Below are 24,731 nucleotides of genomic sequence, written 5' to 3'. Positions count from 1 at the left end.
TTATTATAAATATCGCAAACAACACGGCTTGGCGAAATAATAAAATCCTTATCTTTAAAGGAATTGTAACGGTTTTGATTATCACCAGCCAATGGTGAATTAATGCAAAAAGGACGATTAAGTGAGTAATGACAAGAGTTGCAGGGGAAGCTTAATTTAAAGCCTGATTGACCAGACGGTCTTTTGTTAGCTTAAAGGCTTTATGTTTCAAGTAAAACTGCAGGGGAGTACCCGTTAGTAATTTTACCGTCACAGCCAGCTGGGTGATTGTGATTTCAATTTGCCGGCCATGAAACCAGAAACGAAAGCGCAGACTACTCCAAGCTTCAGGCAATTCGGGCGATAAGTTGAAACTCTCCTTTTCCAGACCCAGACCAGCAAAACCGTAGATCAAGCTTAGCCAGGTACTGCCCATGTTGGCGGCGTGAACGCCATCGCCAGTGTTTCCCTGCGAATTAGAGAGATCCATCAAAACGGTTTGCATAAAATAATGGTAGGCATCATCGGCATGGTGAAGCCGGTGAGCCAAAATCCCAAAGATGGCGCGCGAAAGGGAGGAATCATGGACCGTGATGGCTTCGTAGTAGTCAAAGTCCCGCTTTAATTGTGCCGAATCTTGATCCTTAGGGAACAGGAAATCGGTCATCACGGTATCCGCTTGCTTATTGACCTGATAATGATAAATCGTCATGGGGTGATAGTGCAGCAGAAGTGGAAATTGATTTCGGGGTGTGTCTTTGATTGGCCAAACGGGTTTGCTGGTGGACAGATCGTCTTGCATTTTGATTTTCCGTTCGTGATCATAAGGCAAATACATGCCGTCAGCTGCCCGATTAAGTTCGGCGATTTCTTCGTCAGTAACGTTGAGTGCCACTAACTTTTCCGGATGGCTGTGTTTGAGCTGATTGGAGTATTTGACCGCAATGCTCAAATTATTTTGTGCCATTCGGTTTGTGAAATAATTGTTGCTGACCATGGCTGTGTATTCGTCCGGGCCGGTGACGTCGTCAATCACAAATTGATCTTTGTGAGCATCGTCCGTTGCCCAGTGGCCGTAGGATAGCCAAAAGCGGGCGGTTCTCACGATGATTTCGTAGCCGTAGTCAAACAGAAAATCGTCATCGCCCGTCACACGGACGTAAGTGTCAACCGCATAGGCAATATCGGCATTGATGTGGACTTGGGCAGTACCAGCGGGATAGTAACTGCTGGATTCTTCACCATTAATGGTTCGCCATGGGAACATGACGCCATTTTCAACGCCCATTTCACGAGCACGATGCTGGGCCTGTGGTAGCGTGTGGTAGCGATAAAGCAATAGCTGTCGCGCCATTGCTGGTTCGGTATAGGTGAAAAACGGCAGCATAAACATTTCAGCGTCCCAGAAATAGTGGCCTTCATAGCCCGGCCCGGTAAGTCCTTTAGCGGCAATGCTAGTTAAACCGTCATTACCAGCGGCTTGATACAGATGAAAGAGGTTAAAGCGAATCCCCTTTGCGAGGTTATCGTCACCAGTCAATTCAACGTCGCTATTCTCCCAAAACTGATCGATTTTAGCAGTGGATTCATCTAGCAGCTGTTTAAAGGACTTATTGGCAAGCCGTTTTTCCGCTGAGGCAGCGAAGGCCGACTGTGACAGAGTGGTTTTCAACAACGGATGCGGGAAGCTGATTGCGTACACAAAACTGAAACTCTGCGCCATTCCCTGAGTTAAATCGAAAGTTTTACTGTGACTAGGCAGGTCATCGATCATGGTGACCTGCATTTGATTGTCATTTAAGGTCTGTTGCGCCACAATGAGCGCCAATTGACTTTTTCGTGTGCTGATCTGCATGATTGGCAGCTTACTTTGAATGAAGGTACGGTCTAACACAGTTGAGGGCTGAGAAGCACGCATATCTTCACTATGGGTTTGAATCTGCTGGTTAATGTAGGGGTGCTGTTTGATGACGGTTAGCGCCCCGGTAAAGTTGAGGGCCGAGACGCTGTATTTAATGACAAAAAGGTGTTTGTCAGCGTGGGAAGCAAAGGATTGCAAGGTTAAGCGAAACTGTTTGTTAGTGGGGCTTTTAATGTCAAAGATCTCCATCAAAACACCGCTGCGCATGTCCAGATTCTTGTCGACTAACTTAACGTCATAGGGTGTTTCATCTGACCGGATACCATCGAGTTCAAAGATAATGAAGCGCGGATCAGGTAGCTGACAGATTGTCTGCGAGTTTTGCGCGTAGCCGGCGTAATTTTCACCGTAAGAGAGTTCTGTTAAATCGTAGAAGCCGTTCACAAACATCCCTGGCTGACCGTTAAAGTGGCTATTGTTGCCTTGAAGCGGATTAGAGGCGCGGACACCAAAGTGACCATTGCCTAAGGTATAAATCGTTTCAAACGTTTTTTCGTCTTGTGGCGGTAATTTCTGTAAGTGAAGCTGAAAAGCATCGTTTGCGTCCATTTAATTTGTCCCCCAATCAAATCGATAATTTACGCCTATTATAAGGCAAAAATTTTCAGTGTTAACCCATCATTAGAAATTATTAAATGATGATGCCAATTTGAATCATGACGCGGATGAACTCCAATTTGAAAGCAAAAAAGCCTACTCCGAAAAACGAATCGGAATAGGCCTTGTGACACATTAATTTGAGCTTCAGTTTTACTCTTTTTCTTTGAGCAGATCGCGAATCTGTTTCAAATAGACCTCGGAAACTGAAGGCGCAGCGTCTTTTTTATCGGTTTTGGGCAGAAACTGGTTGATGGCTTTAACCATCAAAAAGACGACAAAGGCAATAATCAAGAAATTAATCACTGAATCAATAAACAGGCCGTAGCGAAAATGGGCGTTACCAACGCTGAATACTAACCCAGAGAGATTAATTTTGCCGATAAATAACCCAATGAGTGGATTAATCAAGTTTTTCGTGAGCGACGTCACGATTGATGTAAACGCCGCCCCAATAATGACACCAACAGCTAGATCGACCACGTTGCCACGAGCGATAAACGCTTTGAATTCTTTTAACATAAACTCACCTCATATTGTTTGATTAGTTCAATCATATCTAATTTTGAACAAAATAGGCAATTAATATGCAGTTTGGTAACAATATGCTTGAACTATTGTTGTAAACTTGCTACCTTTAAACCACAGAATAAATTAGAAACTGGTGAATGAGGACGCAATTGATCTCTTACACGGAGGATCTCGTTATGGAAACGATTCGAGAACAGTTGTCAGCTGCCCAGAAAAAGGGCCGATTAGTGGCTATTTTTCGTTATGGTGATGAACATCACTTTTTGACGGGAAATGTCGTTGCGGTAGATAATAAGTTTTTATTGTTGAAGCGTGTGAATCAAAATGGTGCCACGGATGGCGCAATCGTGATCCGAATCAATACGATTACAAAGGTAGTCACCAAGTCGGATTATTTGAAATCGCTGGTGGCTGTGATTGCACTTGCCCGTGAAAAACATTACGTTGATATTTGGCACGTCGAAAAACTATTAAGTGAACTTGATCTGAGTCAGCACTCCATTTTAAAAGCGACATTGAAGTGGGCCTTTAAGACCGATCAAGTCGTTAGTTTGGGTGTTCATCCAGGTCGGACTGAGAAGACGTATACTGGCTTTATTGCTGCATTGAAACATGAAAAACTGCATTTAAACGATGTTGATTCATCGGATTTGAAAGCTCGCTGGCAGGTTAAAATCGCGTATGCGGATATTAATGACGTTGAAGTGGGCAGTTTTAAGACGTATGGCGTAACGGCTGTTTTAGAACGTTACATGGCAACTGATTATCATTAATTTAGAAAACGAGGTCATCACGTGAAGGGCTTGGCTTATTTTTTAATTGTACTGGTTCCAGCATTGATTATTGGAACGACCGTTTACTTTACCCGTAATTGGGTGCCGACCAGTCTGCCGACCATTGTTGCTTGGACAGCAGCCTGGCTTATTTCGATGGTTCTGGTAACCGTGTTATATCTCGGATTGATCCATCGACCAAACGCTGCGCGGAACCAGGATTCAAAAGAAGCGGAACAAAATAAGGGGGAAGACCAGCAGGATTGATTTGCTGGCTAACCTGACATAAAACAGGGGTGGCTGCATGCAACAACTTAAACTTCCAAATGATGGGACTAAACCCTCAATCTTCACAAGAGTTTTACTTTTTGTGACATACTTTGTCGCGATTGAAGCAGTGCCCGTCATTTTACTGTGGGTTCGAAAAGCGGGTCAAGCGCAGTTCGTGCTCCGTAGTGTTTTAGCCTTGTGTTATCTTGCGGGATTTATTGTCATCATGATTGCTTTGATTCATAGTATGAAGCAGGTAACGACGCAGTCCTATTGGCACTGGCCCACAGTTAAAGAAATGCAGTTAATTTTGACGACCTTTGTGGCTGCAATTGCCATTGAGATGATTCTCAACGTAATTAACCGCAGTGTTTTTCATCAAAGTCAGACGGCTAATAACGCGGCGATTAAAAGCTTGCTTGCCAGTGATCATTGGATCTTTTATCTACTGATGTTTTCCGGGGTTCTTCTGTCACCCTTTGTCGAAGAACTATTGTTTCGGGGATATTTGATGAACGCGTTCTTTAAGCCAGAGCGGTTTTGGCTGCCAATATGTGTGAGCGCTGTTTTCTTCTCATTGGCACATGCTAGTACCACCATCGTTAGTTACTTGATTTACATGACGTTGGGATTCTTTTTGGCTTATACGTACCGGCGAACGAATAATTTAGGGGCGTCAATTGCGCTCCACATGCTCAATAACTTGATTGCTATGGTTGCCATGGCAGCCATGATGTAATAAATGATTTTAGTCAAACAACAAACTAGCGGTCAGTTTCCATATTAAGGAAACTGACCGCTAGTTTGTTATTATCCGGTTTTTAATTGTCTGTTTAACTAGGCTTCTTGAATTAAATCCTGAGTGCTGATGGTATCAAGTTCACCCATGACTTGGTGGATTTGAGCTAATAAAGTTTGGTAATCAACGCCATCAAATGACATTAAATCAATGCAGTTATTGACTCGGGCGTACACTTCATCGCGTTTTTCTAAGGCGTAGGGTGTCACTGCTACATTAACTTGCCGTTCGTCTTGATCGCTGCGTTTTCGTGAAATCCAGCCCTGTTTTTCCAGCCGTTTGAGAAGCGGCGTTAACGTGCCGCTATCTAAATTCAAGTGACTGCCTAATTCTCGAACGGTCATCGGCGAAGTCTCCCAAAGTGCTAAAAGTGTAATGTATTGCGGGTAGGTAAGGTGAAAGGGCTTTAAAGCATCCTGATAAAAATGATTAAACTTTTTGCTGGCGCTGTAGAAGGCGAAACAAAGTTGGTCATCTAATCGGCGTGGTGTTGTATTTGACATGAAAGAACCTTCTTTCCGATTACTATTGGATTAATCGTGTGCAACTAAATTGCTCTGCTGTAGTCATTTTAGCGTGTTGCACCTAATTTGTCTATAAATTTGAAGTGATTATTATCATTTTTATGCTATTAATTCGGTTCATGTCCGAGCGGTAGCGACACACGCTGCTGAATCAATTGAACGACTGCAACAACCATGATGAGCTTAATCAGTGCTGGAACTAGGAACGGGTAAAAACCAACTAAAAAAGCACTGGATAAGCTTAAATGATTGCTAACAATAAGCCAGAGGCTACCCATGATTAACTGGGGGATGGCACCAAGTAGATTGGCGACGAATAGCATCAGGGTTGTCTTCGAACGGTGACGTAACCACCAGGCTGTGAGGGTGACGTAGAGGAAGAATCCCCATAGGTATCCCGCGGTTGGGCCAAACAAGGCAGCTAAACTGGTTGAACTGCCAGCGAAAACGGGTAGCCCAATCAAACCCAATGATAGGTAAAGAAAAATGGCTTTTTGTCCGGTTCGAATAGACAGTAGCGACGCAATAATGCCAACTGCTAAGGTTTGGCCGGTAAGGGGGATTGGGCCAAGCGGGATCGTCAGTTTGGAACAGACAACTAAAATAGCAGCAAATTGACTGGCAAGTATCCAGCTGAGTAAAGATCGATTTGAATTCATGATTGGCCTCCAACTAAAAGTTATGTTAGAAAATATACCATAAACTGGACACGGTCAAGTAATTTGACTTATTTTGGTTCGAATTAATGCGGGTGGTGAGCGGATTAGGTATAATTAACGTTTGAGGGGGCGGTAGAATGTTTATGTCAACTGGCGGATTTAATCAAGCCCATATTATTAAGGGTGTCATTGCGGTAACAGTTTCCACCATGCTCAGTTCAGAGGAGCCGGACGAATTTTCTAAATTTGATGGTCTTTTTGATCAGGCAAAACAAAAGCTGTTCGAACAAGCAAAAGCCAAACAGGGCGACGGTATTGTCGATGTGTCGTTCAATACAGAAGTTGTGCGGATGAGTGTCGCACCAAAGTTCTTGGTGGTCCACGGCTATGGCACGGTGATTGCGTTACCGAAAAAAAGCAAGTAAACGAATTGAATCTAATGTCAGCTACCCCCAAAGTGTTTTCTAGCTTTGGGGGTAGCATCATCATTATTTAACTCAGCGCGACTAAGAAAATTGCCAGCGTGACAAATGAACAAACGGTACTCCAAAATTGAGTGGAAGCGAGTTCAGCTTCGTTGACTTTAAATTGGATTGCTAAGCTAGTTGGCATGGTGGCAGTTGGGATGGCAAGTGTTAGGACGACGATCCGTTGTAATTCTGAGGGCGTATGGATCAACAGCATGATCCCCCAGATGATGATTGGGAATAGGATATTCTTTGAAATGACGGTTGTCACAATCGTTCGGTTGACCAGAATCTTACGTGTAAACAGGATGATCCCAGTTGCGAAGATGGCTAAGCCGCCAGCGCCTTTGCCTAGTAATTCAAACGAACCAGCTAATTCTTCAGGCATTTGCCAACCAAGAAGGGCTAATGCAAATCCCAGCAATGCGGCAGCAACAAGCGGCTTTCGTAAAGTGCTGATCACTCGTGAACCGAGTGATTCACCTTGGCTGAGTGCACCAAAAACCATTGGCAGTAAAATAATGTTGATGATCAAAGTACAGATTCCAATCGTAATCGCACTAAGTGAATTTCCGAACAGTAAGGGTAGAATGGCTGATCCAATAAACGGAACGGAAGGATCTGCAACCGACATGGCTCTGAGTGAAGCAATATGTAGATTGGTATGTAATATGTGCCAGTAAAAGATAATGAAAATCAGGTAACAGCCAACGATACTAACGAAGAGCCAGCCGGCTAGCGGAATATCTTTGATAATGATTTTTCGCGGTGTGCTCCAAATTCCGGAAAAGACGCTCAGGGGAAGCATAAAGTTCATCACTAAGCGAACAAACAACCTGCTATCTTGGTCGCCAAAGTAGTGATGGGCGGCCGCAAAGTAGCCTAAAGCAATGGTGATCACGATGGGCAGTAAAGCAAATAAAAGTGTTTGTAACATGGAACCATCTCCTTGAATTATTAAAATTAAATTATAAAACAAGCAAATTTAATTACAAGATGATGATTAAATTCTTAGAACTCTAATTTAATATTAATTAAACAAACGGCTTCAACTTCCTTTGATATGACAGGGTTAGGTAGCAACGAAAGAAAATCGGTAAAATAATCAAAAAAATTGAAAATATCACAAGCTCATAGATGCTTGGTAAACGTTGATTACACAACATTTTGAGAATTTTTTTACGTCAGACTGTGAATTCTTGGATAGCTCGTTATGTGCTAGGTAATCGTCTGCTTAACCCACTTGCACCTCACATTTCACTATGGGAGAATGGATTAAGATAATACTTATGTCTTGATGATTTTCTATTCCCTGGGAGAATAACGATCTTGAAAAAACGATTAATGGTTGCAAACATTCTGATGATTGCTGTCTTTTTATCCGCATGCGGAGCCGGTGCTTCCAAAACATCTCACTCCACTACTGAGTCCGAGAGCAGTCAATTGCGGCATTCTCGCGCAGCAAACCAAGCCACCGTAGTCAACAGTAAGATGCAAGCTAAATTCAAACGGATAAAAACGGGCGACATTACCTCTGGGGTTGGTGGCAGTTCAAAAGCCGAAGTATGTGCGATTATGGGTAAACCCGATAAAATCTCGAAAGCAAATCAGACGGGGACTAACAAAAATTCACAAGTTTATACGTGGGTATTTTTGCATCGGCGCAATAAGCGACTATATAATGCAATTAGTATTGATTTCATTCGGGGTAAGACGGTGTCGAAAAATGCTTTTCATACCGGTACATCCTCGAAAATCAGCACTCGCCAGTATCAACAAATCAAAAAGGGTGATCATCTCGATACTGTGAGAAAACAGCTTGGCACGCCGATAGAGGAAATGGTGATGGGCAGTAACCGGCATTATGGTTCTCAAACGTTAGTCTATTTGGATGAAAATAATCAGAAAACATATACGTTTAACTTTAGCCAACAGAGGTTGCTTGGAAAAACACCTTTTACCTCAAAAGGAAAACCAAGTCATCCATGAACTGAGTGATGAATCATTTACAAAAAATATAAACTGCTCGTATAAAATAACTTTACAAAAGGGCTTAAAATAGTGTATGATTATTCCTGTTGTGATGCCCCGGTGGCGGAACTGGCAGACGCGCAGCGTTCAGGTCGCTGTTTGGGCAACCAAGTACAGGTTCGAATCCTGCTCGGGGCATAATCATACAGAGGAACCGTTAAACTCAGGTTTAGCGGTTTTTTTTTGGAAAAAACAAGGTTCATGCCATCGTGTTGCTGATATTTAAGTTAAGACATTCTTAAACTGTTAGATTAAGTAAAATGTGTCCGCTTACATGCTGAGCAGTCATCAATTTGGCGAGGTGAGTACACGTTTGGCTAATTTTACAAGTCTTGACTGAGATGTTTTGCATCAGTACAATGTGAAAGTTGTCTAAAATGACGTAAAGAGCCTTATAGATAGATTAAGTTAATGAAGTGAAGATTTCTGAATAACCGGTAAGGGAGTTATTAGATGAATATACTTAGTGGATTTGTAGTCTTGTATCCAATGATTGTTTCATTAATTTGGATCATGGGTGCAATCTTTTTTAGTGTTAAACAGCGTCAGATTCCTCTGAAAAAGCCTGCCAAAGGTGAGGGTGAACAACTGGTCTCCGTCTTGGTCCCAGCCCACAATGAGGAAGAAACATTACACGAAGTGGTTGAGTCGGTCGCTAATCTGACTTATCACAATATCGAGCTGGTTTTGATTGATGATGGCAGCGCGGATCAAACCTTAGCCGTGATGCATCAGCTGAAGGAAAAGTACCAGGCACAATTTCCAATCAAAATTGTGCCAATCATTAAGAATGGTGGTAAAGCGAATGCTTTGAACGTTGGCTTAGATAGTGCTGAAGGTGAATATCTCCTGTGCCTGGATTCTGATGCTTACGTTGATCAAGATGCACTGAAGCAAATGATGCGTGAGTTTTATACTGATCCAACCGTTGGCGCAGTTGCGGGCCGCCCGGTGGTTCGGAACCGGACAACGCTACTAGGCCGGTTACAATTACTGGAGTACATCGGAATTATTGACATTATTAAACGGGGACAATCATTTATTACCGGCCATATTACGACCGTTTCCGGTGTGATCGTGGTCTACCGAAAAAAGGCTGTTCAAGAAGTTAATCGTTGGACAGTAGAGGCATTGACTGAAGACATTGACATGACGTGGAAGCTATATACCCATCATTGGCAAGTGGCCTATTGTCCACAAGCGGTCTCTTGGATTTTGGTGCCAGAGCACATGAAAGCTTTGATCCGTCAAAGACGTCGTTGGGCCCGCGGTGGCTTGGAAGTTCTGATTCGCAATCGGCAATTGATCTTTACCGGTAAATTGGCGGAACAGTGGTTACTCATTGATATGGTTATCAGTAACTTGTGGGCTTTGAGCTGTTTCTTCATGATCGTTTTGTATTTGTTGACCATGATTTTCTCCCACGCCTTGATTCTAGATGGTGGCATTTTATTTGTGCTGACGTTACTGAGTATTGTTCAATTCGTGATTGGCTTTACGAGTTCGCAACGGCAAGGTTACATTGATTGGCAGGATCTGCTTCTCTTGCCGATGTACTTTGTCTTCTATTGGGTCGTGAACTTGATCAGCTGTATCACGGCGCTTGGTTCCTTTTTCCTTGATCCAAGACGAAAAGGCACTTGGGCTAGTCCAGATCGGGGGATCTAACGATGAATAAGGATAAACTGGTTATTCGTAAAAAGACGTCGATTTGGTCACGGCTGCGACGGATGTGTTTACTAATTATTTTATGGGTCATTGCAATTTATGTACTGGTCATTAATCTGAGCTTTATTTTTGGCCTGTATTCGGATGCTTTGGTGGTTAACTATTCGTTGTTTAACTTGTCATTTCACATCTACAAAATGCTTGGGTACTTAATTGTCGGTATTGGCGGTGCAGTGACTATCTACAGCCTCATTCATCTGCGAAATCTCAAACGAAAGGCGGCAGTTCATGACAAAAACAATGCGTAAGTGGGTGCTTGGCATCCTAGTTGTAGCGTTTATTGGCTTGATTGCGGTCAACGTTCGCAAGAGTACTAAGTTTGAATTGGGAACTAAGGAAAACTATGCTTTAGCTAGCAATGACGCGAACATTAAAAATGGCATCATGGTTTTTTGCTACCACCGGATACTGAATGACCATGATCCGATGGTTAAAAGCGTTGAAGCCTTAACGCCTAACAATCAGTTACACGTGTACAACGTGAATGTTTTGGCATTTAAACAGCAAATGCAATTTCTCCATCAGCACCATATTAAAGTGATTTCAACGTCGCAAATGATCAGCATGTTAAAGCATAATCAGCCGGTTCATGGCAAATATGTTGTGTTGACGTTTGATGATATTGACCGGACGATGGCAGAAAACGCCGCCCCCGTCATGAAAAAATATGATTATCCGTTTACAGCATCGATCATTACTGGCTCTACAGGTCAATACATTGGCGGCGAACAGTTAGCCACCTGGCCACAAATCATGAAACTTTACCGTTCTGAGAATCATCAGATGGAACTCGGTGTGCATACGAATAACATGCACTACCTCGTCAAAGGGACACCAGCATTTAACATCAGAAAAAACTATCCGCAATTCACGACTGATTACACAACCAGTCAACAAGTGATGAAGCAAAAGACGGGCCATGAAACCCCCATTTTTACTTATCCATACGGGAGCGGTACGCCACTGGTTCAGAACTTCTTGGTTCATCAGCCTAAACTGCAAGTGATTTATACGTTAAATAACGGGATCGTGACGGATGAAAACAGTCTGAGATCGGCACCGCGAATGATTATTACGAAGAACAGCTGGCCAAGTATTGCAAGCTGGCTAGAAAAATAAGTTTTGCTGAATAATTACTTGCATTAATCAATCAATTATGACATGATAAGCATACAAGCTAGGGGTGCTCTGATGAGCTGAGATGGTGGTTGCCAGACCCTTTGAACCTGAGAGTTAGCACTCACGTAGGAAAGCTGATTGAACGTGTGCATAAAAGCTCTCGAAGTTTAGCTTCGAGGGCTTTTTAATTTATTCAGGTTCGTGGCTGAGTTGACCATGAAGGGATTTGAGAAGATGGCGGATGTCAGGCAATTATTGCAACAGTCGATTGATAAGGAACAGGCCAATTTGCTGGCTATTCTACAGCACTTGGTTGCGTTTCAAACAGTTTCACCCCCAGCCAGAAATACGGCTGGCATTCAGGATTATGTGAAGCAGCTTTTAGAACAGGCTGGATTTGAGGCAAAGTCGCAGCCATTTTATGAACAGGATATGCTGGTTTCAGGGAAATTAGCGGGTTCTGCACCCAGCACACACAATAGCTTATTGCTGAACGGACACGTGGACGTGGCGGCCTTGACTGATTTAGATAATTGGCAGACCAACCCGTTTCAGTTAGTCCAGCATGGTGACCAATTAATCGGTCGCGGTGTGAGTGATATGAAGGGCGCAATCGCGTGTTTCTTATATCTGTTTCAACTTCTAAAACAGGCTGATATTCATTTGCCAGGCGATTTGTTATTCCAGTCAGTCGTTGGTGAGGAAGCTGGTGAAGCGGGTACCAAGACATTACTGGAACAGGGTGAGACCGCTGATTTTGCAGTGGTTGGTGACACCTCCAATTTAGCCTTTCAAGGCCAAGGCGGCGTGGTAACTGGCTGGATTACCCTTAAAAGTCCACATACGTATCATGATGGTAACCGGGTGAACATGGTGCGTGCTGGCGGTGGCCTGAAGGCGGCCAGTATGGTTGAAAAAATGCCAGTCATTATTGAAGCACTCCAGAAACTGGAACACTACTGGGCGGTCACCAAACAGTACCCAGGTTTTCCGGCAGGAACGAACACCATTAATCCAGCTTACATTGAGGGTGGCATCCACCCAGCTTTTGTCGCGAACGAATGCCGATTGTGGATCACCGTGCATTTTTATCCAAACGAAACGATTGAAGGCGTCACGCAAGAAATTGAAGACGCGGTTATTGCGGCTGCTAAAGCGGATCCGTGGTTAAAGGATATGCTGCCAACGTTTAGTTGGGATGGCGATTCAATGCTAGTGGATAAGGGGGAAGTTTTTCCGCCTTTAGCCATCGACAAGACACTCCCAGCGGTGCAGCTATTAAAGCAGAGCCACCAGCAGCAAGTCGGTGAAGCACCACTCATTAACATGTCAACGTCAGTCAGTGATGGCGGCTGGTTTGACTATTATCAGATACCGGCAGTCACGTATGGCCCTGGTCAAATGGAGCAGGCTCATAGCGATAACGAAACTGTACAGCTCTCTCAGCTGCTTGATTACACTAAAATTATCGCTGATTTTGTGTTGACTTGGTGTTCACAGGCTAAATCATGAAAGGAATTTAACAATGAAAAAACAATTTCACCTTCAAGATATTATTCTCATTACCATGATTGCTTTGATATTTGGCGCGATTTTCGTGGGTACTGACTATCTTTATAACGCCTTATCCCTTTTAGTTGGGCCATTTGCCAATGAAATTTTATTTGGCCTCTGGATAATGGCGGGACCGCTCGCTGTTTATCTGACACGAATCCCGGGGGCAGCGATTGTCGGCGAAGTCCTTGGCGCAGCAGCTGAAGTTATTTTTGGCGGTACTTTTGGCATTGCTGCTTTGCTGTCCGGAATCGTTCAGGGGATTGGCAGCGAACTGGGTTTTGCCGTTTGGCGCTACAAGAATTGGAGTTTGGGCAAGTCTCTTAACTTCCGCATTGACGACAACGGTGGTTGCTTTTGCGTATGAAGTGTTTAAATTAGGTTATATCCACTACTCGATTTGGATGATTATCGCCTTATTCGTTGTTCGACTGATTTCTGTAACCTTCTTTGGTGCGGTTTTGGTACACGGTATCTTCGGTTTATTGAACCGAGCACATGCCTTACGTCACCTCGGACCCGAAAAATAGTGAGTGCAGTTAGTTGCGTTTAGCCGCCAAATTAAGTATTTTGTAGGCGTCGTTAAGATGGTGCCAACTATTTTGGAGGTTTAAAATGCTAAAAATTGAAGACTCAATTACCCGGTTAGCTTGGAACACAGAACATCATTTTTTGCATATCCAAGCCCAACATGAGTTTATGCGTGCTTGGGCAATTCAATTTGAATTGGGGTACACGGATTTACGGCTGATCCAATTTGCGTTGCAGCTCGCTCAACCGCAGCAAACGGAGTTACTGGCGAAACTTACGGCAGCTTACCAACAGGTTTACCAGTATGAATATGCTTTTGTGGCAGGTGGGCTTGAAGGCTTTAACCAGCAATTCGGCGGACAAATGGCTGAGTATGAACAAGCAGAAAAACAATTACTGGCTGTTTTGGATCAAATTAAGTCTGTTTCAGCTGAATAGGTTCAGTTAAGAGTGCCATTAGCCGATTAGGTTGATGGCACTTTTGGAATATTAGATAAGCTAGTCTTTCAATAGTCTCTTGTGATGTGGTAACATGGTTGAAGCGGTATCAAGCAGATAAATGCCCGTCTGGAACGGGTAATTTTAAGTAGGGGAGTGGCAATGAATGGTTCACAAGCTTTGGCATCAGTTTCCACAGGTTGAAGCACAGTTGAAGAAGCTCCAGCCCTATTTGGTGGCAGCTGTTACGTTGCCAAATCAGCCAATTCATCACCAAATTTTAGCGCTTTTGCAATCTGGAGGGAAACTCTTAAGACCGGGATTCTTTTACCTGTTTAGTGAGTTTGGGGATCAAGACGACGAGGATGTCTTACGAGCCGGTGCGGCTGCTTTGGAATTACTTCACGTAGCAACACTGATTCATGATGATGTGATCGATCAATCACCGTTGCGGCGGGGTGTCACCACGATTCAGACACTTTATGGTTCACGCAATGCTATTTATGCTGGTGACTACTTGTTTACGGTTTACTTTAAAGAGGTTTTAAAGACGACTAACAACATGGCTGAACTTCAGTTAAACGTAGACAGTATGCGCGATATTTTAATCGGTGAGTTGGAACAAATGAAGTTAAACTATCGGCGCAACGTCACCGAAGAGGATTATTTTCGTGAGATCAGCGGTAAAACGGCAAGGCTATTTTGGCTTAGTTGCAGACAGGGTGCTGTACTCAGTCATAGCGCGCCGCAAGTGGTAGAACTAGCTGGTGAGATTGGCATGACGATTGGTAAGGCTTACCAGATCCTCGATGATATTCTGGATTATGACGGTCAGTCACAGAAAACCCAGAAACCGGTTTTAGAAGACCTTAAATCGGGGGTGTATTCATTGCCGTTGATTCTAGCGATGAAGGGCGCGAAGAGTGCGTTTAAGCCGTATCTTGCTAAAAAGGAAAAAATGACGGCTGATGACCTCTTAGCCGTGCAACGTTTAGTGTCAACTTATCGGGGCGTTGAAAAAGCACGGCAAAGGGCTAGTGAGCTTACGCAGCAAGCGTTAGGTTTAATTGATCAATTGCCAGCGGTGTCGGCAAAGGCTGATTTAAAGGCCCTAACGACGCTGTTGTTAAAGCGAGATGAATAATCAAACAGTGACCAGTCAAACTGTGGGATTTAACTTCCACTGCTTTGACTGGTTTTTAAATTATTGTCAGGTTAAAACAATCAGGGATATCTCTAATTTTCAGGAGGAATGGCCATTATTTAACCCTAATTATGGTATGATTTAAGTTAGAATAGTGATTGATCGCAGGGGCAATGAGATTTAATGATGACCAAAAACGCCATGTGGCCGATGTGATCATGAGGAGGGTACTTAAATGTCTGAAGAAGTTAGTAAGGAATTTTCCCCAATCGAAAATAAAGTGATGGCAGCGTTAGAAGACGTGATTGACCCGGAACTTGGAATCGACATGGTCAATCTGGGCTTGATTTATGATATTAAAGTTGATGATAAGGGTAACTGTGTCATAACCATGACGTTGACGACAATGGGTTGTCCACTGGGGAATCTGTTGGCAGACTCGATTACTGAAGCAGTGACCTCTGTGGATGGTGTGGAAACCTGTGACATTAACTTGGTTTGGGATCCAGCGTGGAGTATTGACCGGATGAGTCGGTTTGCTAAGGTAGCACTGGGAATTCACGGGTAGTCAATAAGAATAGGGTTGATTTTAATGGATATCGCAAAATTTGTTAAGCGACGTAAATCGCTGCATATTTCGCAAGTCAAAATGTGTGAGGGCATTTGTACACAGTCAACGTTAAGCAAATTTGAAAGTGGCGGTCACGTGCCATCGCTGAAAATTTTGTCGCAGCTGTGTGCCCGGATTGGTCTCACTATTGATGATTTAAACGAATCGAATAAAGTCAGTGCCAACCAACTCAAGGTGAGTTTGGACTCACTTGAGCGGGAACTTGTGATGGAAAATTATCAGACCGTATTAAAGGGCCTTTCTGCAATTGATGAATCGCAGCTGGATTCAATTTTGCTGAAAATGCAGTTCTATTATTTAAGGGGTTTGATGGGTGCATTGATCAATCAGCCGCCTGAAGAAGTGCTGTATGATTTTTCACAGATTTTAAATGATTTGGATGAATCGCACGAAACCATTTTCACCCAATTGGTCTACGTTGGTTCTGGTGTGATGTACAATCGGTTGCAGCAAACGGATCGGGCCAATTTTTACTTCAAAAAAGTTCAGGCTTTTATCCGAAAAGTGCTGAAAGATGAACAGCTTTACTTTAACCGAGTTGGTGACAACTATTTGCGGTTGCTGACGATGGTCTTCTTCACGGCCAGTTACTACAACTCGATTGGCCAATTGAAAGCCAGTGAAAAGCTGGTTGATGAGGGCGTTGAAATGTGTTCTCAGCACCATGTGACTTACTTTTTGCCACGACTGAAGTTTCTAGCTGCCAAAAACGCGGTAGAGGAGAAACAAGACAAGGCAGTGATCGACCGGTTAATTAATGAAGTATTGGCGTTCGCTCGGATCAATGATAATCAAGTCATTGAAGTGAAGGCAGCAGCGCTGAATACACGCTATGAAAAGGGACAATCAATGGCGGATTTGACGCCTTAAAATAAAACGCATGTTGCAGCTGTTTGGCTGTAACATGCGTTTTGTGTCGAATTACTTGCGAATCTACCGCAACTAGGCTATTCTCGGGTTAAATTAGTTTTGGAGGGGTCGTAAATGACACTAACTGATACGGATTATAATATTTTAGAAGCAATTGCCTCAGGTAAGGTTGAACCGGGAACTAGTCCACGGCACTTTGTTGATTACTGCGATAACGTGATCGGCGGCAATCCGCAACCATTGATTGATGCGGGTTATATCGACGCTGATCCGTATATTAACGGACTTACAGAAAAGGGAAAGCAAGCACTTGCCAATCGACAAAAATAAAATTGATTTTAGTAATTATCAGAAAGCCAAGAACGTTATCTTAGGTCAGCTTCGCCAATGGTATTGGCAGATTACTTATACGGAAGAAAGTGTTCGTCAGCAACGTGATTTTCAAGCGGTGATTCAAGAAAACCGCCAGTTACGGAGCGCTATTCGAGAGAGTTATCAGGCTAATCAGCAACTTTCCAGACGCGAGCCAATGGCGGCACAACGGCTACATCGTCATTACTTGCAAGTATTACTGGATTTATCAAGCCAGATTGTCTCCATTCCATCAAGGTCCATGGTGTACTATGACTTAATTGGTTTTAAAGATCATTTATTGCAGGCAATTGATTACATTGAAAATAACCCATCAGAAAAGAGGAATGAGTGAGATGCAATTGCTGATCGGTGATGTTTCTGAGCTGCAGATTCCACAGCGAAAGGCAGAAATTAAATTGTTTTTCGGCAGCATTGGTTATCAGCTATCTGCTAGCAGCGAGAAACTGGTGTCACTAACAAGCGAGTATGCGCAGTTGAGTGTTGAACCACCGGTGACGTTTGTGCGCTATGATCGAGAGCGTTTTTTGAGTATCCGCTCAGATGGGAAAAGCATGACCTTGCCGTATGGGGAGAAGAAGTAGCTGTATGAGTAAAAGAGTTATCGCAGCCGTAAAAGACAGCAGTTCCTAGAAGCAGGGACTGCTGTCTTTTGTAATGATATTAAGCACTTATCGGGCTTCAGCGAGCAAAGAGCTGCATGTAACCATAAAATAACAAAAGTCCCCAAAAGCAGGGACTTCTGTCATTTCATAGTTACACTACGCTCTTTAAACGCTCGCTTCAGCACCTAGAACTTTTTCGACACCTTATACGGTTTTGAATTTCCCAGTTCATTGTCATGGGAAATTTCGTTATCTGACAGAAAAATATCAAATTGCTTTTGACTTTCCATGCCTTTAACCACTAAGACGTGACCATCCTGCTGATGATTTTCGCGATAGATTTGGGCGCTTCTTACGGCTTCATCGTAGTCATGGAAGTTGGCAATTGAATCACCGGGGTTGAAAAATATGAGATTGTCCATTAAAATCACTCCCTTCATGGTTCAATCTATATTATACCGCAAACGCTTTCATGAGGCGAGTTTAAAGAAAACCTTATAAGCCACGATGTTTCCTAGTATTACAGCGGTTTTTTTGATAAAATGAACATTGTTTTAAATCACGTCTTGTAATATTTTTCGCTGTTTGTTCAAGTCGTGATATCGGCGCAAATAATGCGTCGCGTGAAACGGTAAATAAATGCTAAAAAGGGGATTACAACATGTGTGGATTTGTTGGTTACGTTAACCAAACAGATGTGCCTAGCGATACGATCGTGAAGATGGCCAACCGTATTCGTCATCGTGGACCTGATGATGAAGCTTACTTTAATGATGACAAGGTCTCAATGGGCTTTCGTCGCTTATCGATTATTGACCTTGCGCATGGTAAGCAACCCATGTATAACCAGGATCAAACCAAAGTTTTGACTTTTAATGGTGAAATTTATAACTATCAAGATATTCGTAAAGAGCTTCAAGGTTTAGGTTACGAATTCCGTACTGACGTTGATTCAGAAGTTTTGATCCACGGCTATGATGCTTGGGGTCCAGACTTGCTTCAGCACTTACGGGGAATGTTTGCCTTTGCAATTTACGATTCTAAGACCGGTGAAGTTTTTGGTGCCCGTGATCACTTCGGTATCAAGCCACTGTATTACTATGACGATGGCAAAACTTTCCTGTGGGCTTCAGAAATCAAAGCTTTCTTGGAACACCCAAACTTTAAAAAAGAATTTAACGAAGATTTGTTAGCTATTCACTTGAGCTTTGAATTCATTCCTTCAAAAGACACCATGTTTAAGAACGTCTACAAGTTGATGCCCGGCCATTACTTTATTCACCGCGCAGATGGCCACACTGAAACACACGAATACTACAAGTTCAGTTATGACAATATTGATGAGAACCAAACGATTGAAGAGGACGCTAAGAAGATCCGTAAAATCGTTGACGATTCCGTTGACGCTCATATGATCGCCGACGTTGAAGTCGGTAGCTTCTTGTCAAGTGGGATCGATTCCAGCTACGTGCTTAACGAAGCGGCTAAGCTGAAGCCAATTCAATCCTTCTCATTAGGATTCCACAACTCTAAGTACAGTGAATTGAGCTGGTCGACTGAATTCGCCAAAGAAATTCATCAGGCTAACACACCGTTAACGATGACTGGCGACGATTACTTTGATATTTTACCGACCATCATGTACTACATGGATGAACCGTTATCTAACCCTTCAGCAATGCAGCTGTACTACCTGTCCAAGGGGACTCGTCAGCACGTGAAGGTGGCGCTGTCTGGTGAAGGTGCCGATGAATTCTTTGGTGGCTACAACACTTACTTGGAAGCCAAGCCATTCGAACGCTATCAAAAAGCGGTTCCTGGCTTTATCCGTAAAGGTTTAGCCAAAGCGGTTGTTAACCTGCCGAGATTCCACGGCCGTCGGTTCTTAGTTCGTGGTGCACAGCCACTTAGCGAACGTTACTACCGGGTCAACTACGTCTTTGATTACCATGATCGCGAACGGATCTTAAAGAACCCTGATTTGAATCGTGATGCCGGTGAATACACCAAGCATATCTTTGACGATGTTAAGGGCAAAGATGAAATGACTCAGATGCAGTATTTTGATATCAACACGTGGCTGCCATACGATATTTTGCATAAAGCTGATCGGATGAGTATGTGTAACTCACTTGAGGTTCGGACACCGTTAGTTGATAAGGAAGTTGCTAAATTTGCAGCTACCATGCCGATCAAGACGCGGATTCGCGGAACTGAAACCAAGGTTTCCCTTCGGACTGCCGCATTGGCTGAATTGCCAGAACGCGTGGCCAAGAAGGAAAAGATGGGCTTCCCATCTCCAATTGCCAGCTGGATCAAGGAAGATAAATACCGCAAGCGGATCGAAGAGGCCTTTACCTCTGACGTTGCTAAGAAATTCTTTAACACGGATGCTTTACTTGAGATTCTTCAAGAACACATCAACGGTAAGTCATCAATGCAAAAGATCTTTACCATTTATACCTTTATTCTCTGGTATGAAGTTTACTTCCCAGAAGAGACTTCCGCAGATACCATCAGTAAGGTACGTCGGACGGATATCGATAAGATTCCGGTTGCCAACTAAACTGTTACTTCAATATGAAACCGGCTGAAATGTCGGTTTCTTTTTGAATAAAATGGTGAAATAATAGAATTTAAGCCTCAATTAATTGGAGATGAAAAGCCATGTCACTTGATATAACCCAAGTGGTGACTTTATTAGACGAACATCATTTATTAAAAGTAGTCACACCTGCTGATACGCATCAGAAATTTCAGCACGTTGACTATAATTCAAAAACCGTTAAAACGGATACGTTGTTTTTCTGCAAGGGCAATTTTAAACCGGCTTATTTGACGGCAGCCAAAAAGGCCGGTGCTACCGCTTATGTATCTGAGGAAACCTATGATGAAGGCGAAGGCCTGACCAGCATTATTGTGACCAACATTCAAAAAGCCATGTCATTGCTGGGCGCTGCCTTTTATGGTTATCCTCAAAACGACCTCTTTGTAATTGCCTTTACTGGGACCAAAGGAAAGACCACCTCGGCATACTTTACTTACGGTATCGAGAAAAAGCATACGCATGATCGAGTGGCCCTGTTTTCTACCATTGATCGAATCGTGGGTAACGCGCCAAAGGACCGGTTTAAGTCGGATTTGACGACACCTGAATCACTGGATCTCTTTCATGATATGAGACAGGCGGTTGATAATGGGATGACGCATTTGGTCATGGAAGTGTCTTCTCAAGCCTATAAGAAGAACCGTGTATATGGTTTGAAGTATAACGTTGGTATTTTTCTGAACATTTCGCCGGATCACATTGGTGAAAACGAACACCCAACCTTTGCGGACTATTTGCACTGCAAGGAACAATTATTAGTTAATTCAGACATCTGCATTATTAACGCGGAAACGAAGCATTTGGCGGATATTTACTACGCGGCAAAGACGACGACCCAGCCCGAAAACATTTACCTTTACGCGCGGGAAGGCGCTACTCTAGAAATGCCATTGAAACTGGATGTGTCTTTCAAGAACACCAATGAAACGTTGCATCAAAGTGTGTTCCAAGTGACTGCTGTTTCTGAAAAAGCGAAGCAATTAGCCATTGATGGCAGCTATGAATTACACGTTCCCGGCGACTTTAACGAAAGCAACGCCACGAGTTCAATTATTGCTGGCGCGCTTTCTGGTGCTAGTTATGAAGCTGCAAAAGCTGCGTTGACCGACGTGCATGTACCGGGTCGAATGGAAATGGTGACGAGTGAAAACCATGGCACCATTTACATTGATTACGCTCATAACTATGGCAGCCTAAAAGCGCTGCTAAGTTTTTTGCGGGTGCAAACTGGGGCTGGCCGAGTGATCGTTGTGATCGGTAGTACTGGCAATAAAGGTGTTTCTCGTCGTGAAGGCTTTGGTAAAGCACTTAGCGAGGAAGCCGACGTGGCAATTTTAACCACGGATGATCCAGCTTATGAAGATCCAAAGAAAATCGCTGAAGAAATTGATCAGCACATCGACCACCAGCGGGTCAAAGTACAGTACATCATGGACCGCAAAACAGCAATTGAAACGGCCATTAAGATGAGTACAAAAAACGATATCGTGGTACTTGCTGGGAAGGGTGAAGATGCCTTCCAGAAAGTGAATGGTGTCAACACGCCATATCCAACCGATATCACAATTGCAAAAAATGCTGTGGAGGAACTCTAAGAAGATGCAACAAACACCAGAATTTACCCCAATTTTATTGGGAAGTGACTTTAACGTTTACGGCATGGCTCGTTCATTTTACGAACTTTACCACCAACCAGTGAAGGCTTTTGCTTCCATTCAATTAGCGCCAACTCGATTTACTAAAATCGTTGATTTGGAACTGATTCCCGGCTTTTCTGAAGATCCTGTTTGGATCGATTCGATGCGGAAAATCAAGGAACGGTATCGCGATCATCAGGAACCCGTTATTTTGATTGGTTGCGGCGATGGTTATGCTGAGCTAATTGCCAAGCATAAGGATGAGTTGTCTGACGTATTCGTTTGTCCGTATATTGATTATGATTTGCTGAAGACGTTAAATAACAAGGAACGCTTTTATGGTGTGTGCGATAAATATCATTTGCCATATCCTAAGACCCGGACGATTTCAAAGGCAGAACATGATAGTCAAACTGTTGTGGAACAGCCATTTGACTACCCAGTTGCTCTGAAGCCAACGAACAGTGTTGAGTGGTTAGACGTGCACTTTGAAGGCCGTAAAAAGGCCTTTCGGATTCAATCCCGTGAAGAGTTTGATAAAGTATTGGACGCTGCTTATGCCAATGGTTATAAATCCGACTTCATTCTCCAAGATTTCATTCCTGGAGACGACAGCAACATGCGGGTATTAAACGCGTACGTTGACCAGCATCACCACGTCAAAATGATGTGCTTGGGCCATCCATTGTTAGAAGATCCAGCACCTTCAGCCATTGGTAACTACGTCGCTATTTTGCCAGAGTACAATGAAGCCATCTACAAACAGATTCAAGACTTCTTGGAAAAGATCGACTTTACCGGTTACGCCAACTTTGATATGAAGTATGACGTCCGTGACGATACGTTTAAGTTATTTGAAATTAACCTTCGCCAGGGCCGTAGCAGTTTCTTCGTCACGCTGAATGGCTATAATTTAGCTGATTGGGTAGTGAAGGATTATGTTAAACAGGACTTGGTCGATCAACCAACTGTTTATGGGAATAAAGACGAAAGTAAGCATGCACTTTGGTTAGGTGTGCCAGCTAAAGTCTTCAAGAAATATGCGCGTGAAAACGCTGATAAGGATCGAGCACTGGACTTGATCAATGCTGGCCGTTACGGCACCACTTATCACTATTCACACGATATGAACTTAAAGCGCTGGGCTTTGATCAAATGGATGAATCATAATTATTCAAAGAACTTTGACCGTTATTTTGCTGAAAACAAAGGGTGATTTGTTATGGAACACTTCTTTACGATAATTGGCGGTATGGGTACTGAAGCCACCGAAACTTATATTCATCAGTTAAATGAACGTACACCAGCGAACAAGGATCAGGACTACTTGAACTATATTCTGGTCAATCATGCAACCGTGCCCGACCGCACGAGTTACATTAAGGATCACAGTAAGCCCAATCCGTTGGTTCCACTGGTAAATGATATTAAGGCTCAGAGTCAGTTAAAACCGGATTTCTTTGCCTTACCATGTAACACAGCTCATTACTTCTACGATGAGATGCAGGCAGCAACCGAGATTCCCATTCTCCACATGCCTCGTGAGGCTGTAAAGGAGATTGGTAAGAAGTATCCGCAAGCGCATCGGATTGGCTTAATCGCTACTGAAGGAACGATTTTTGACCATATCTATGATCATGAGATTATGGCTGCAGGATATGAATTCCTGGCACCCAGCCAGTCCGTTCAGGAACAGACCAATAAGCTGATTTATGACTGCATTAAGGATAATAATCAAGTTGACCGCCAGCTGTATCACGGCTTGGTTCAGCAGATGTTTGATGAAACTCATTGCGATGCTTTAGTGCTTGGCTGCACTGAGTTGTCCTTAGCACAAGATCGTGAACCGGTGACGGATAAGCCAGTGATCGACAGTCAATCGATTCTAGTTGACCGTTCGTTAGAGCTGGCATTGAAGACACAAAAAAGAGCGTAAATTAAAAGATTAGGCTGCTTTCCATAAGGGAAACAGGCTAATCTTTTTGTTATTTTAAATTGAGTTTAGAGTTGTGACGATGCCAACCGTTGCCGTGAGTAAAATTGCCAGACTGATGATGATTGTCCAAGCAATGGAAAGGTTGTGCTCCTGTTTGCGACCAAAGGCAACTTCAATCAATACGACGACACTGACTGCTAATAAGCCCTTGCAAGAGACCAATAGGGGCGCGTGGCTAAACGTTCGGATCATCAAGACAACGGTTGCACATGCCATGAGTAGATAAACGAAACGGTCAATAATTAACCATTGAGAAATCCTTTTTTCAGAAGTTCGATTCAAGCCAATAGCGGTGATTGGAATAAGTAAGATTAAACTGATGAAGTAAATGGTTAACCACATACACGTCACATCCTCGATTAAAATATGTTGCATATTTCTAGTAGATCCCGCGAATTACTGTTATCTTAAGTCTACCACGAAGGTGTCTGAAACTCATTTTCAATTTAAATTCTTAATTCAACGTTAAGTTTACGGAAAAGGCGTGAATTATGAAAGTGGGGCTTGTATTTCCAGGGGAAATTTGTTATTATCTTTTTCATCATGCGAAGTGGAGGGAATAACCCAATGGCAGAACATCAAGTTGGCGACTATGTAAAGGGTAAAAAGTTTGGCTCTTTTGAACATGACTTTGAAGGGGAAATCGAGAAGGTTTATGAAAACTCGGTATTAATTCACATTTTAAGTTATCATGATGAAGACCGAATTTTGGTTGGTGAACTTAACAACCGTGCAATCGTCCGAAAAGACGATGCTGAACCAGCAAAAGCTGAAGCTAAATAATGAAAATAACAGCTAACTATTTCAGAAAAGCCTATTTTTATGCATTTTCGTGCTGACAGAATAAGCATAATATGATAGTATAGTTACTGTTATGCGGGTATAGTTTAGTGGTAAAATTCAAGCTTCCCAAGCTTGAGTCGCGGGTCCGATTCCCGTTACCCGCT

General features: G+C 43.1%; 28 protein-coding genes, 2 tRNA genes, 1 pseudogene and 1 riboswitch. Of the genes and pseudogenes, 24 read left to right on the top strand and 7 right to left on the bottom strand.

Annotated features, from left to right (window positions below; genetic code table 11):
• Nucleotides 1-151: 151 nt before the first annotated feature.
• Both IWT5_RS02565 and mscL read right to left on the bottom strand, forming a co-directional pair.
• A complete protein-coding gene (locus IWT5_RS02565; protein WP_089108388.1) occupies nucleotides 152-2,449 on the bottom strand; it encodes a glycoside hydrolase family 65 protein in 2,298 nt (765 codons plus the stop codon).
• Nucleotides 2,450-2,650: 201 nt separating this feature from the next.
• A complete protein-coding gene (gene mscL, locus IWT5_RS02560) occupies nucleotides 2,651-3,019 on the bottom strand; it encodes a large-conductance mechanosensitive channel protein MscL (protein WP_089108387.1) in 369 nt (122 codons plus the stop codon).
• Between the two features lie 185 nt (nucleotides 3,020-3,204).
• On the opposite strand from mscL, the gene IWT5_RS02555 reads away from it, so the two are divergent.
• Genes IWT5_RS02555 through IWT5_RS02545 form a run of 3 tightly spaced genes read left to right on the top strand, consistent with a single transcriptional unit; the run spans nucleotide 3,205 to nucleotide 4,810 of the window.
• Nucleotides 3,205-3,801, top strand: coding sequence for a hypothetical protein (locus IWT5_RS02555; RefSeq protein ID WP_089108386.1), 597 nt, complete (start codon nucleotides 3,205-3,207; stop codon nucleotides 3,799-3,801).
• Between the two features lie 30 nt (nucleotides 3,802-3,831).
• Nucleotides 3,832-4,068: a hypothetical protein gene (locus IWT5_RS02550; RefSeq protein ID WP_143443075.1), complete on the top strand. Its 237-nt coding sequence runs from the start codon at nucleotides 3,832-3,834 to the stop codon at nucleotides 4,066-4,068.
• A gap of 37 nt (nucleotides 4,069-4,105) precedes the next feature.
• Nucleotides 4,106-4,810, top strand: coding sequence for a CPBP family intramembrane glutamic endopeptidase (locus tag IWT5_RS02545; RefSeq protein WP_089108384.1), 705 nt, complete (start codon nucleotides 4,106-4,108; stop codon nucleotides 4,808-4,810).
• Between the two features lie 98 nt (nucleotides 4,811-4,908).
• On the opposite strand, the gene IWT5_RS02540 is transcribed toward IWT5_RS02545, so the two are convergent.
• Both IWT5_RS02540 and IWT5_RS02535 read right to left on the bottom strand, forming a co-directional pair.
• Entirely contained in the window at nucleotides 4,909-5,373 is a 465-nt protein-coding gene (locus tag IWT5_RS02540) for a MarR family winged helix-turn-helix transcriptional regulator (protein WP_089108383.1), read from the bottom strand.
• 128 nt (nucleotides 5,374-5,501) lie between these two features.
• On the bottom strand, nucleotides 5,502-6,053 hold the full coding sequence (locus IWT5_RS02535) for a biotin transporter BioY (protein ID WP_089108382.1): 552 nt from the start codon (nucleotides 6,051-6,053) through the stop codon (nucleotides 5,502-5,504).
• A gap of 137 nt (nucleotides 6,054-6,190) precedes the next feature.
• Between IWT5_RS02535 and IWT5_RS02530 the strand changes: the two genes are divergently transcribed.
• Nucleotides 6,191-6,478: a hypothetical protein gene (locus tag IWT5_RS02530; protein WP_089108381.1), complete on the top strand. Its 288-nt coding sequence runs from the start codon at nucleotides 6,191-6,193 to the stop codon at nucleotides 6,476-6,478.
• Nucleotides 6,479-6,545: 67 nt separating this feature from the next.
• Here IWT5_RS02530 and IWT5_RS02525 read toward each other — a convergent pair whose 3' ends face one another.
• The gene (locus IWT5_RS02525; RefSeq protein ID WP_089108380.1) at nucleotides 6,546-7,457 is read right to left on the bottom strand and encodes an AEC family transporter; all 912 of its coding nucleotides are present in this window, start codon (nucleotides 7,455-7,457) and stop codon (nucleotides 6,546-6,548) included.
• 392 nt (nucleotides 7,458-7,849) lie between these two features.
• On the opposite strand from IWT5_RS02525, the gene IWT5_RS02520 reads away from it, so the two are divergent.
• From IWT5_RS02520 to IWT5_RS02455, 14 genes and pseudogenes are all read left to right on the top strand, one after another.
• Nucleotides 7,850-8,509, top strand: a complete 660-nt coding sequence (locus tag IWT5_RS02520) for a DUF3862 domain-containing protein (protein WP_089108379.1) — start codon at nucleotides 7,850-7,852, stop codon at nucleotides 8,507-8,509.
• A 96-nt stretch (nucleotides 8,510-8,605) separates the two neighbouring features.
• Nucleotides 8,606-8,689 (top strand) — tRNA-Leu (locus IWT5_RS02515).
• 315 nt (nucleotides 8,690-9,004) lie between these two features.
• The gene (locus tag IWT5_RS02510) at nucleotides 9,005-10,219 is read left to right on the top strand and encodes a glycosyltransferase (protein WP_089108378.1); all 1,215 of its coding nucleotides are present in this window, start codon (nucleotides 9,005-9,007) and stop codon (nucleotides 10,217-10,219) included.
• Between the two features lie 2 nt (nucleotides 10,220-10,221).
• Nucleotides 10,222-10,527: a hypothetical protein gene (locus IWT5_RS02505; protein WP_089108377.1), complete on the top strand. Its 306-nt coding sequence runs from the start codon at nucleotides 10,222-10,224 to the stop codon at nucleotides 10,525-10,527.
• Entirely contained in the window at nucleotides 10,508-11,398 is an 891-nt protein-coding gene (locus tag IWT5_RS02500) for a polysaccharide deacetylase family protein (protein WP_089108376.1), read from the top strand. The genes IWT5_RS02505 and IWT5_RS02500 overlap by 20 nt, the downstream gene beginning before the upstream one ends.
• A gap of 50 nt (nucleotides 11,399-11,448) precedes the next feature.
• A riboswitch (TPP riboswitch) is annotated at nucleotides 11,449-11,547 on the top strand.
• A gap of 67 nt (nucleotides 11,548-11,614) precedes the next feature.
• Nucleotides 11,615-12,910, top strand: coding sequence for an acetylornithine deacetylase (locus tag IWT5_RS02495; RefSeq protein ID WP_305792638.1), 1,296 nt, complete (start codon nucleotides 11,615-11,617; stop codon nucleotides 12,908-12,910).
• Nucleotides 12,911-12,923: 13 nt separating this feature from the next.
• Nucleotides 12,924-13,482: pseudogene (locus IWT5_RS02490) on the top strand (ECF transporter S component).
• A gap of 85 nt (nucleotides 13,483-13,567) precedes the next feature.
• Complete coding sequence (locus IWT5_RS02485) at nucleotides 13,568-13,921, top strand: hypothetical protein (protein WP_089108374.1); 354 nt, start codon at nucleotides 13,568-13,570, stop codon at nucleotides 13,919-13,921.
• Nucleotides 13,922-14,087: 166 nt separating this feature from the next.
• The gene (locus IWT5_RS02480; protein WP_089108373.1) at nucleotides 14,088-15,065 is read left to right on the top strand and encodes a polyprenyl synthetase family protein; all 978 of its coding nucleotides are present in this window, start codon (nucleotides 14,088-14,090) and stop codon (nucleotides 15,063-15,065) included.
• 235 nt (nucleotides 15,066-15,300) lie between these two features.
• Nucleotides 15,301-15,633, top strand: a complete 333-nt coding sequence (locus IWT5_RS02475; protein WP_089108372.1) for a metal-sulfur cluster assembly factor — start codon at nucleotides 15,301-15,303, stop codon at nucleotides 15,631-15,633.
• 24 nt (nucleotides 15,634-15,657) lie between these two features.
• A complete protein-coding gene (locus IWT5_RS02470) occupies nucleotides 15,658-16,566 on the top strand; it encodes a helix-turn-helix domain-containing protein (RefSeq protein ID WP_089108371.1) in 909 nt (302 codons plus the stop codon).
• Nucleotides 16,567-16,680: 114 nt separating this feature from the next.
• Nucleotides 16,681-16,896: a hypothetical protein gene (locus IWT5_RS02465; protein ID WP_089108370.1), complete on the top strand. Its 216-nt coding sequence runs from the start codon at nucleotides 16,681-16,683 to the stop codon at nucleotides 16,894-16,896.
• The gene (locus tag IWT5_RS02460) at nucleotides 16,877-17,272 is read left to right on the top strand and encodes a hypothetical protein (RefSeq protein WP_089108369.1); all 396 of its coding nucleotides are present in this window, start codon (nucleotides 16,877-16,879) and stop codon (nucleotides 17,270-17,272) included. Before IWT5_RS02465 ends, IWT5_RS02460 begins: the two co-directional genes overlap by 20 nt.
• A complete protein-coding gene (locus tag IWT5_RS02455) occupies nucleotides 17,265-17,522 on the top strand; it encodes a hypothetical protein (protein ID WP_143443074.1) in 258 nt (85 codons plus the stop codon). The genes IWT5_RS02460 and IWT5_RS02455 overlap by 8 nt, the downstream gene beginning before the upstream one ends.
• Nucleotides 17,523-17,728: 206 nt before the next feature.
• On the opposite strand, the gene IWT5_RS02450 is transcribed toward IWT5_RS02455, so the two are convergent.
• Nucleotides 17,729-17,965 (bottom strand): hypothetical protein, encoded by a 237-nt coding sequence (locus tag IWT5_RS02450; protein ID WP_089108367.1) that lies wholly within the window; start codon nucleotides 17,963-17,965, stop codon nucleotides 17,729-17,731.
• A gap of 239 nt (nucleotides 17,966-18,204) precedes the next feature.
• On the opposite strand from IWT5_RS02450, the gene asnB reads away from it, so the two are divergent.
• From asnB to IWT5_RS02430, 4 genes are all read left to right on the top strand, one after another.
• Nucleotides 18,205-20,109 carry an asparagine synthase (glutamine-hydrolyzing) gene (gene asnB, locus IWT5_RS02445; protein ID WP_089108366.1) on the top strand — a complete coding sequence of 635 codons (1,905 nt, stop codon included), beginning with the start codon at nucleotides 18,205-18,207 and terminating at the stop codon, nucleotides 20,107-20,109.
• Nucleotides 20,110-20,210: 101 nt separating this feature from the next.
• Nucleotides 20,211-21,746: a UDP-N-acetylmuramoyl-L-alanyl-D-glutamate--2,6-diaminopimelate ligase gene (locus tag IWT5_RS02440; protein WP_089108365.1), complete on the top strand. Its 1,536-nt coding sequence runs from the start codon at nucleotides 20,211-20,213 to the stop codon at nucleotides 21,744-21,746.
• Between the two features lie 4 nt (nucleotides 21,747-21,750).
• Entirely contained in the window at nucleotides 21,751-23,004 is a 1,254-nt protein-coding gene (locus tag IWT5_RS02435) for a carboxylate--amine ligase (protein ID WP_089108364.1), read from the top strand.
• 6 nt (nucleotides 23,005-23,010) lie between these two features.
• Nucleotides 23,011-23,724, top strand: a complete 714-nt coding sequence (locus IWT5_RS02430) for an aspartate/glutamate racemase family protein (protein ID WP_089108363.1) — start codon at nucleotides 23,011-23,013, stop codon at nucleotides 23,722-23,724.
• 54 nt (nucleotides 23,725-23,778) lie between these two features.
• Here IWT5_RS02430 and IWT5_RS02425 read toward each other — a convergent pair whose 3' ends face one another.
• The gene (locus IWT5_RS02425; RefSeq protein WP_089108362.1) at nucleotides 23,779-24,159 is read right to left on the bottom strand and encodes a DUF1516 family protein; all 381 of its coding nucleotides are present in this window, start codon (nucleotides 24,157-24,159) and stop codon (nucleotides 23,779-23,781) included.
• A 192-nt stretch (nucleotides 24,160-24,351) separates the two neighbouring features.
• Between IWT5_RS02425 and IWT5_RS02420 the strand changes: the two genes are divergently transcribed.
• Nucleotides 24,352-24,567: a DUF2187 domain-containing protein gene (locus tag IWT5_RS02420; RefSeq protein WP_089108361.1), complete on the top strand. Its 216-nt coding sequence runs from the start codon at nucleotides 24,352-24,354 to the stop codon at nucleotides 24,565-24,567.
• A 93-nt stretch (nucleotides 24,568-24,660) separates the two neighbouring features.
• A tRNA-Gly gene (locus tag IWT5_RS02415) sits at nucleotides 24,661-24,731 on the top strand.

Source organism: Secundilactobacillus mixtipabuli (assembly GCF_002217925.1).
Lineage (GTDB): Bacteria > Bacillota > Bacilli > Lactobacillales > Lactobacillaceae > Secundilactobacillus > Secundilactobacillus mixtipabuli.
Note: the sequence above shows the minus strand (reverse complement) of the source record. Positions and strands in the feature narration are given on the sequence as shown.

Bases quoted from the DNA above. Each gene is read 5' to 3' on its own strand.
- IWT5_RS02565 (WP_089108388.1), bottom strand. From the start codon at position 2,449: ATGGACGCAAACGATGCTTTTCAGCTTCACTTACAGAAATTACCGCCA.
- mscL (WP_089108387.1), bottom strand. From the start codon at position 3,019: ATGTTAAAAGAATTCAAAGCGTTTATCGCTCGTGGCAACGTGGTCGAT.
- IWT5_RS02555 (WP_089108386.1), top strand. From the start codon at position 3,205: ATGGAAACGATTCGAGAACAGTTGTCAGCTGCCCAGAAAAAGGGCCGA.
- IWT5_RS02545 (WP_089108384.1), top strand. From the start codon at position 4,106: ATGCAACAACTTAAACTTCCAAATGATGGGACTAAACCCTCAATCTTC.
- IWT5_RS02540 (WP_089108383.1), bottom strand. From the start codon at position 5,373: ATGTCAAATACAACACCACGCCGATTAGATGACCAACTTTGTTTCGCC.
- IWT5_RS02535 (WP_089108382.1), bottom strand. From the start codon at position 6,053: ATGAATTCAAATCGATCTTTACTCAGCTGGATACTTGCCAGTCAATTT.
- IWT5_RS02530 (WP_089108381.1), top strand. From the start codon at position 6,191: ATGTTTATGTCAACTGGCGGATTTAATCAAGCCCATATTATTAAGGGT.
- IWT5_RS02525 (WP_089108380.1), bottom strand. From the start codon at position 7,457: ATGTTACAAACACTTTTATTTGCTTTACTGCCCATCGTGATCACCATT.
- IWT5_RS02510 (WP_089108378.1), top strand. From the start codon at position 9,005: ATGAATATACTTAGTGGATTTGTAGTCTTGTATCCAATGATTGTTTCA.
- IWT5_RS02505 (WP_089108377.1), top strand. From the start codon at position 10,222: ATGAATAAGGATAAACTGGTTATTCGTAAAAAGACGTCGATTTGGTCA.
- IWT5_RS02500 (WP_089108376.1), top strand. From the start codon at position 10,508: ATGACAAAAACAATGCGTAAGTGGGTGCTTGGCATCCTAGTTGTAGCG.
- IWT5_RS02495 (WP_305792638.1), top strand. From the start codon at position 11,615: ATGAAGGGATTTGAGAAGATGGCGGATGTCAGGCAATTATTGCAACAG.
- IWT5_RS02485 (WP_089108374.1), top strand. From the start codon at position 13,568: ATGCTAAAAATTGAAGACTCAATTACCCGGTTAGCTTGGAACACAGAA.
- IWT5_RS02480 (WP_089108373.1), top strand. From the start codon at position 14,088: ATGGTTCACAAGCTTTGGCATCAGTTTCCACAGGTTGAAGCACAGTTG.
- IWT5_RS02475 (WP_089108372.1), top strand. From the start codon at position 15,301: ATGTCTGAAGAAGTTAGTAAGGAATTTTCCCCAATCGAAAATAAAGTG.
- IWT5_RS02470 (WP_089108371.1), top strand. From the start codon at position 15,658: ATGGATATCGCAAAATTTGTTAAGCGACGTAAATCGCTGCATATTTCG.
- IWT5_RS02465 (WP_089108370.1), top strand. From the start codon at position 16,681: ATGACACTAACTGATACGGATTATAATATTTTAGAAGCAATTGCCTCA.
- IWT5_RS02455 (WP_143443074.1), top strand. From the start codon at position 17,265: ATGAGTGAGATGCAATTGCTGATCGGTGATGTTTCTGAGCTGCAGATT.
- IWT5_RS02450 (WP_089108367.1), bottom strand. From the start codon at position 17,965: ATGGACAATCTCATATTTTTCAACCCCGGTGATTCAATTGCCAACTTC.
- asnB (WP_089108366.1), top strand. From the start codon at position 18,205: ATGTGTGGATTTGTTGGTTACGTTAACCAAACAGATGTGCCTAGCGAT.
- IWT5_RS02440 (WP_089108365.1), top strand. From the start codon at position 20,211: ATGTCACTTGATATAACCCAAGTGGTGACTTTATTAGACGAACATCAT.
- IWT5_RS02435 (WP_089108364.1), top strand. From the start codon at position 21,751: ATGCAACAAACACCAGAATTTACCCCAATTTTATTGGGAAGTGACTTT.
- IWT5_RS02430 (WP_089108363.1), top strand. From the start codon at position 23,011: ATGGAACACTTCTTTACGATAATTGGCGGTATGGGTACTGAAGCCACC.
- IWT5_RS02425 (WP_089108362.1), bottom strand. From the start codon at position 24,159: ATGCAACATATTTTAATCGAGGATGTGACGTGTATGTGGTTAACCATT.
- IWT5_RS02420 (WP_089108361.1), top strand. From the start codon at position 24,352: ATGGCAGAACATCAAGTTGGCGACTATGTAAAGGGTAAAAAGTTTGGC.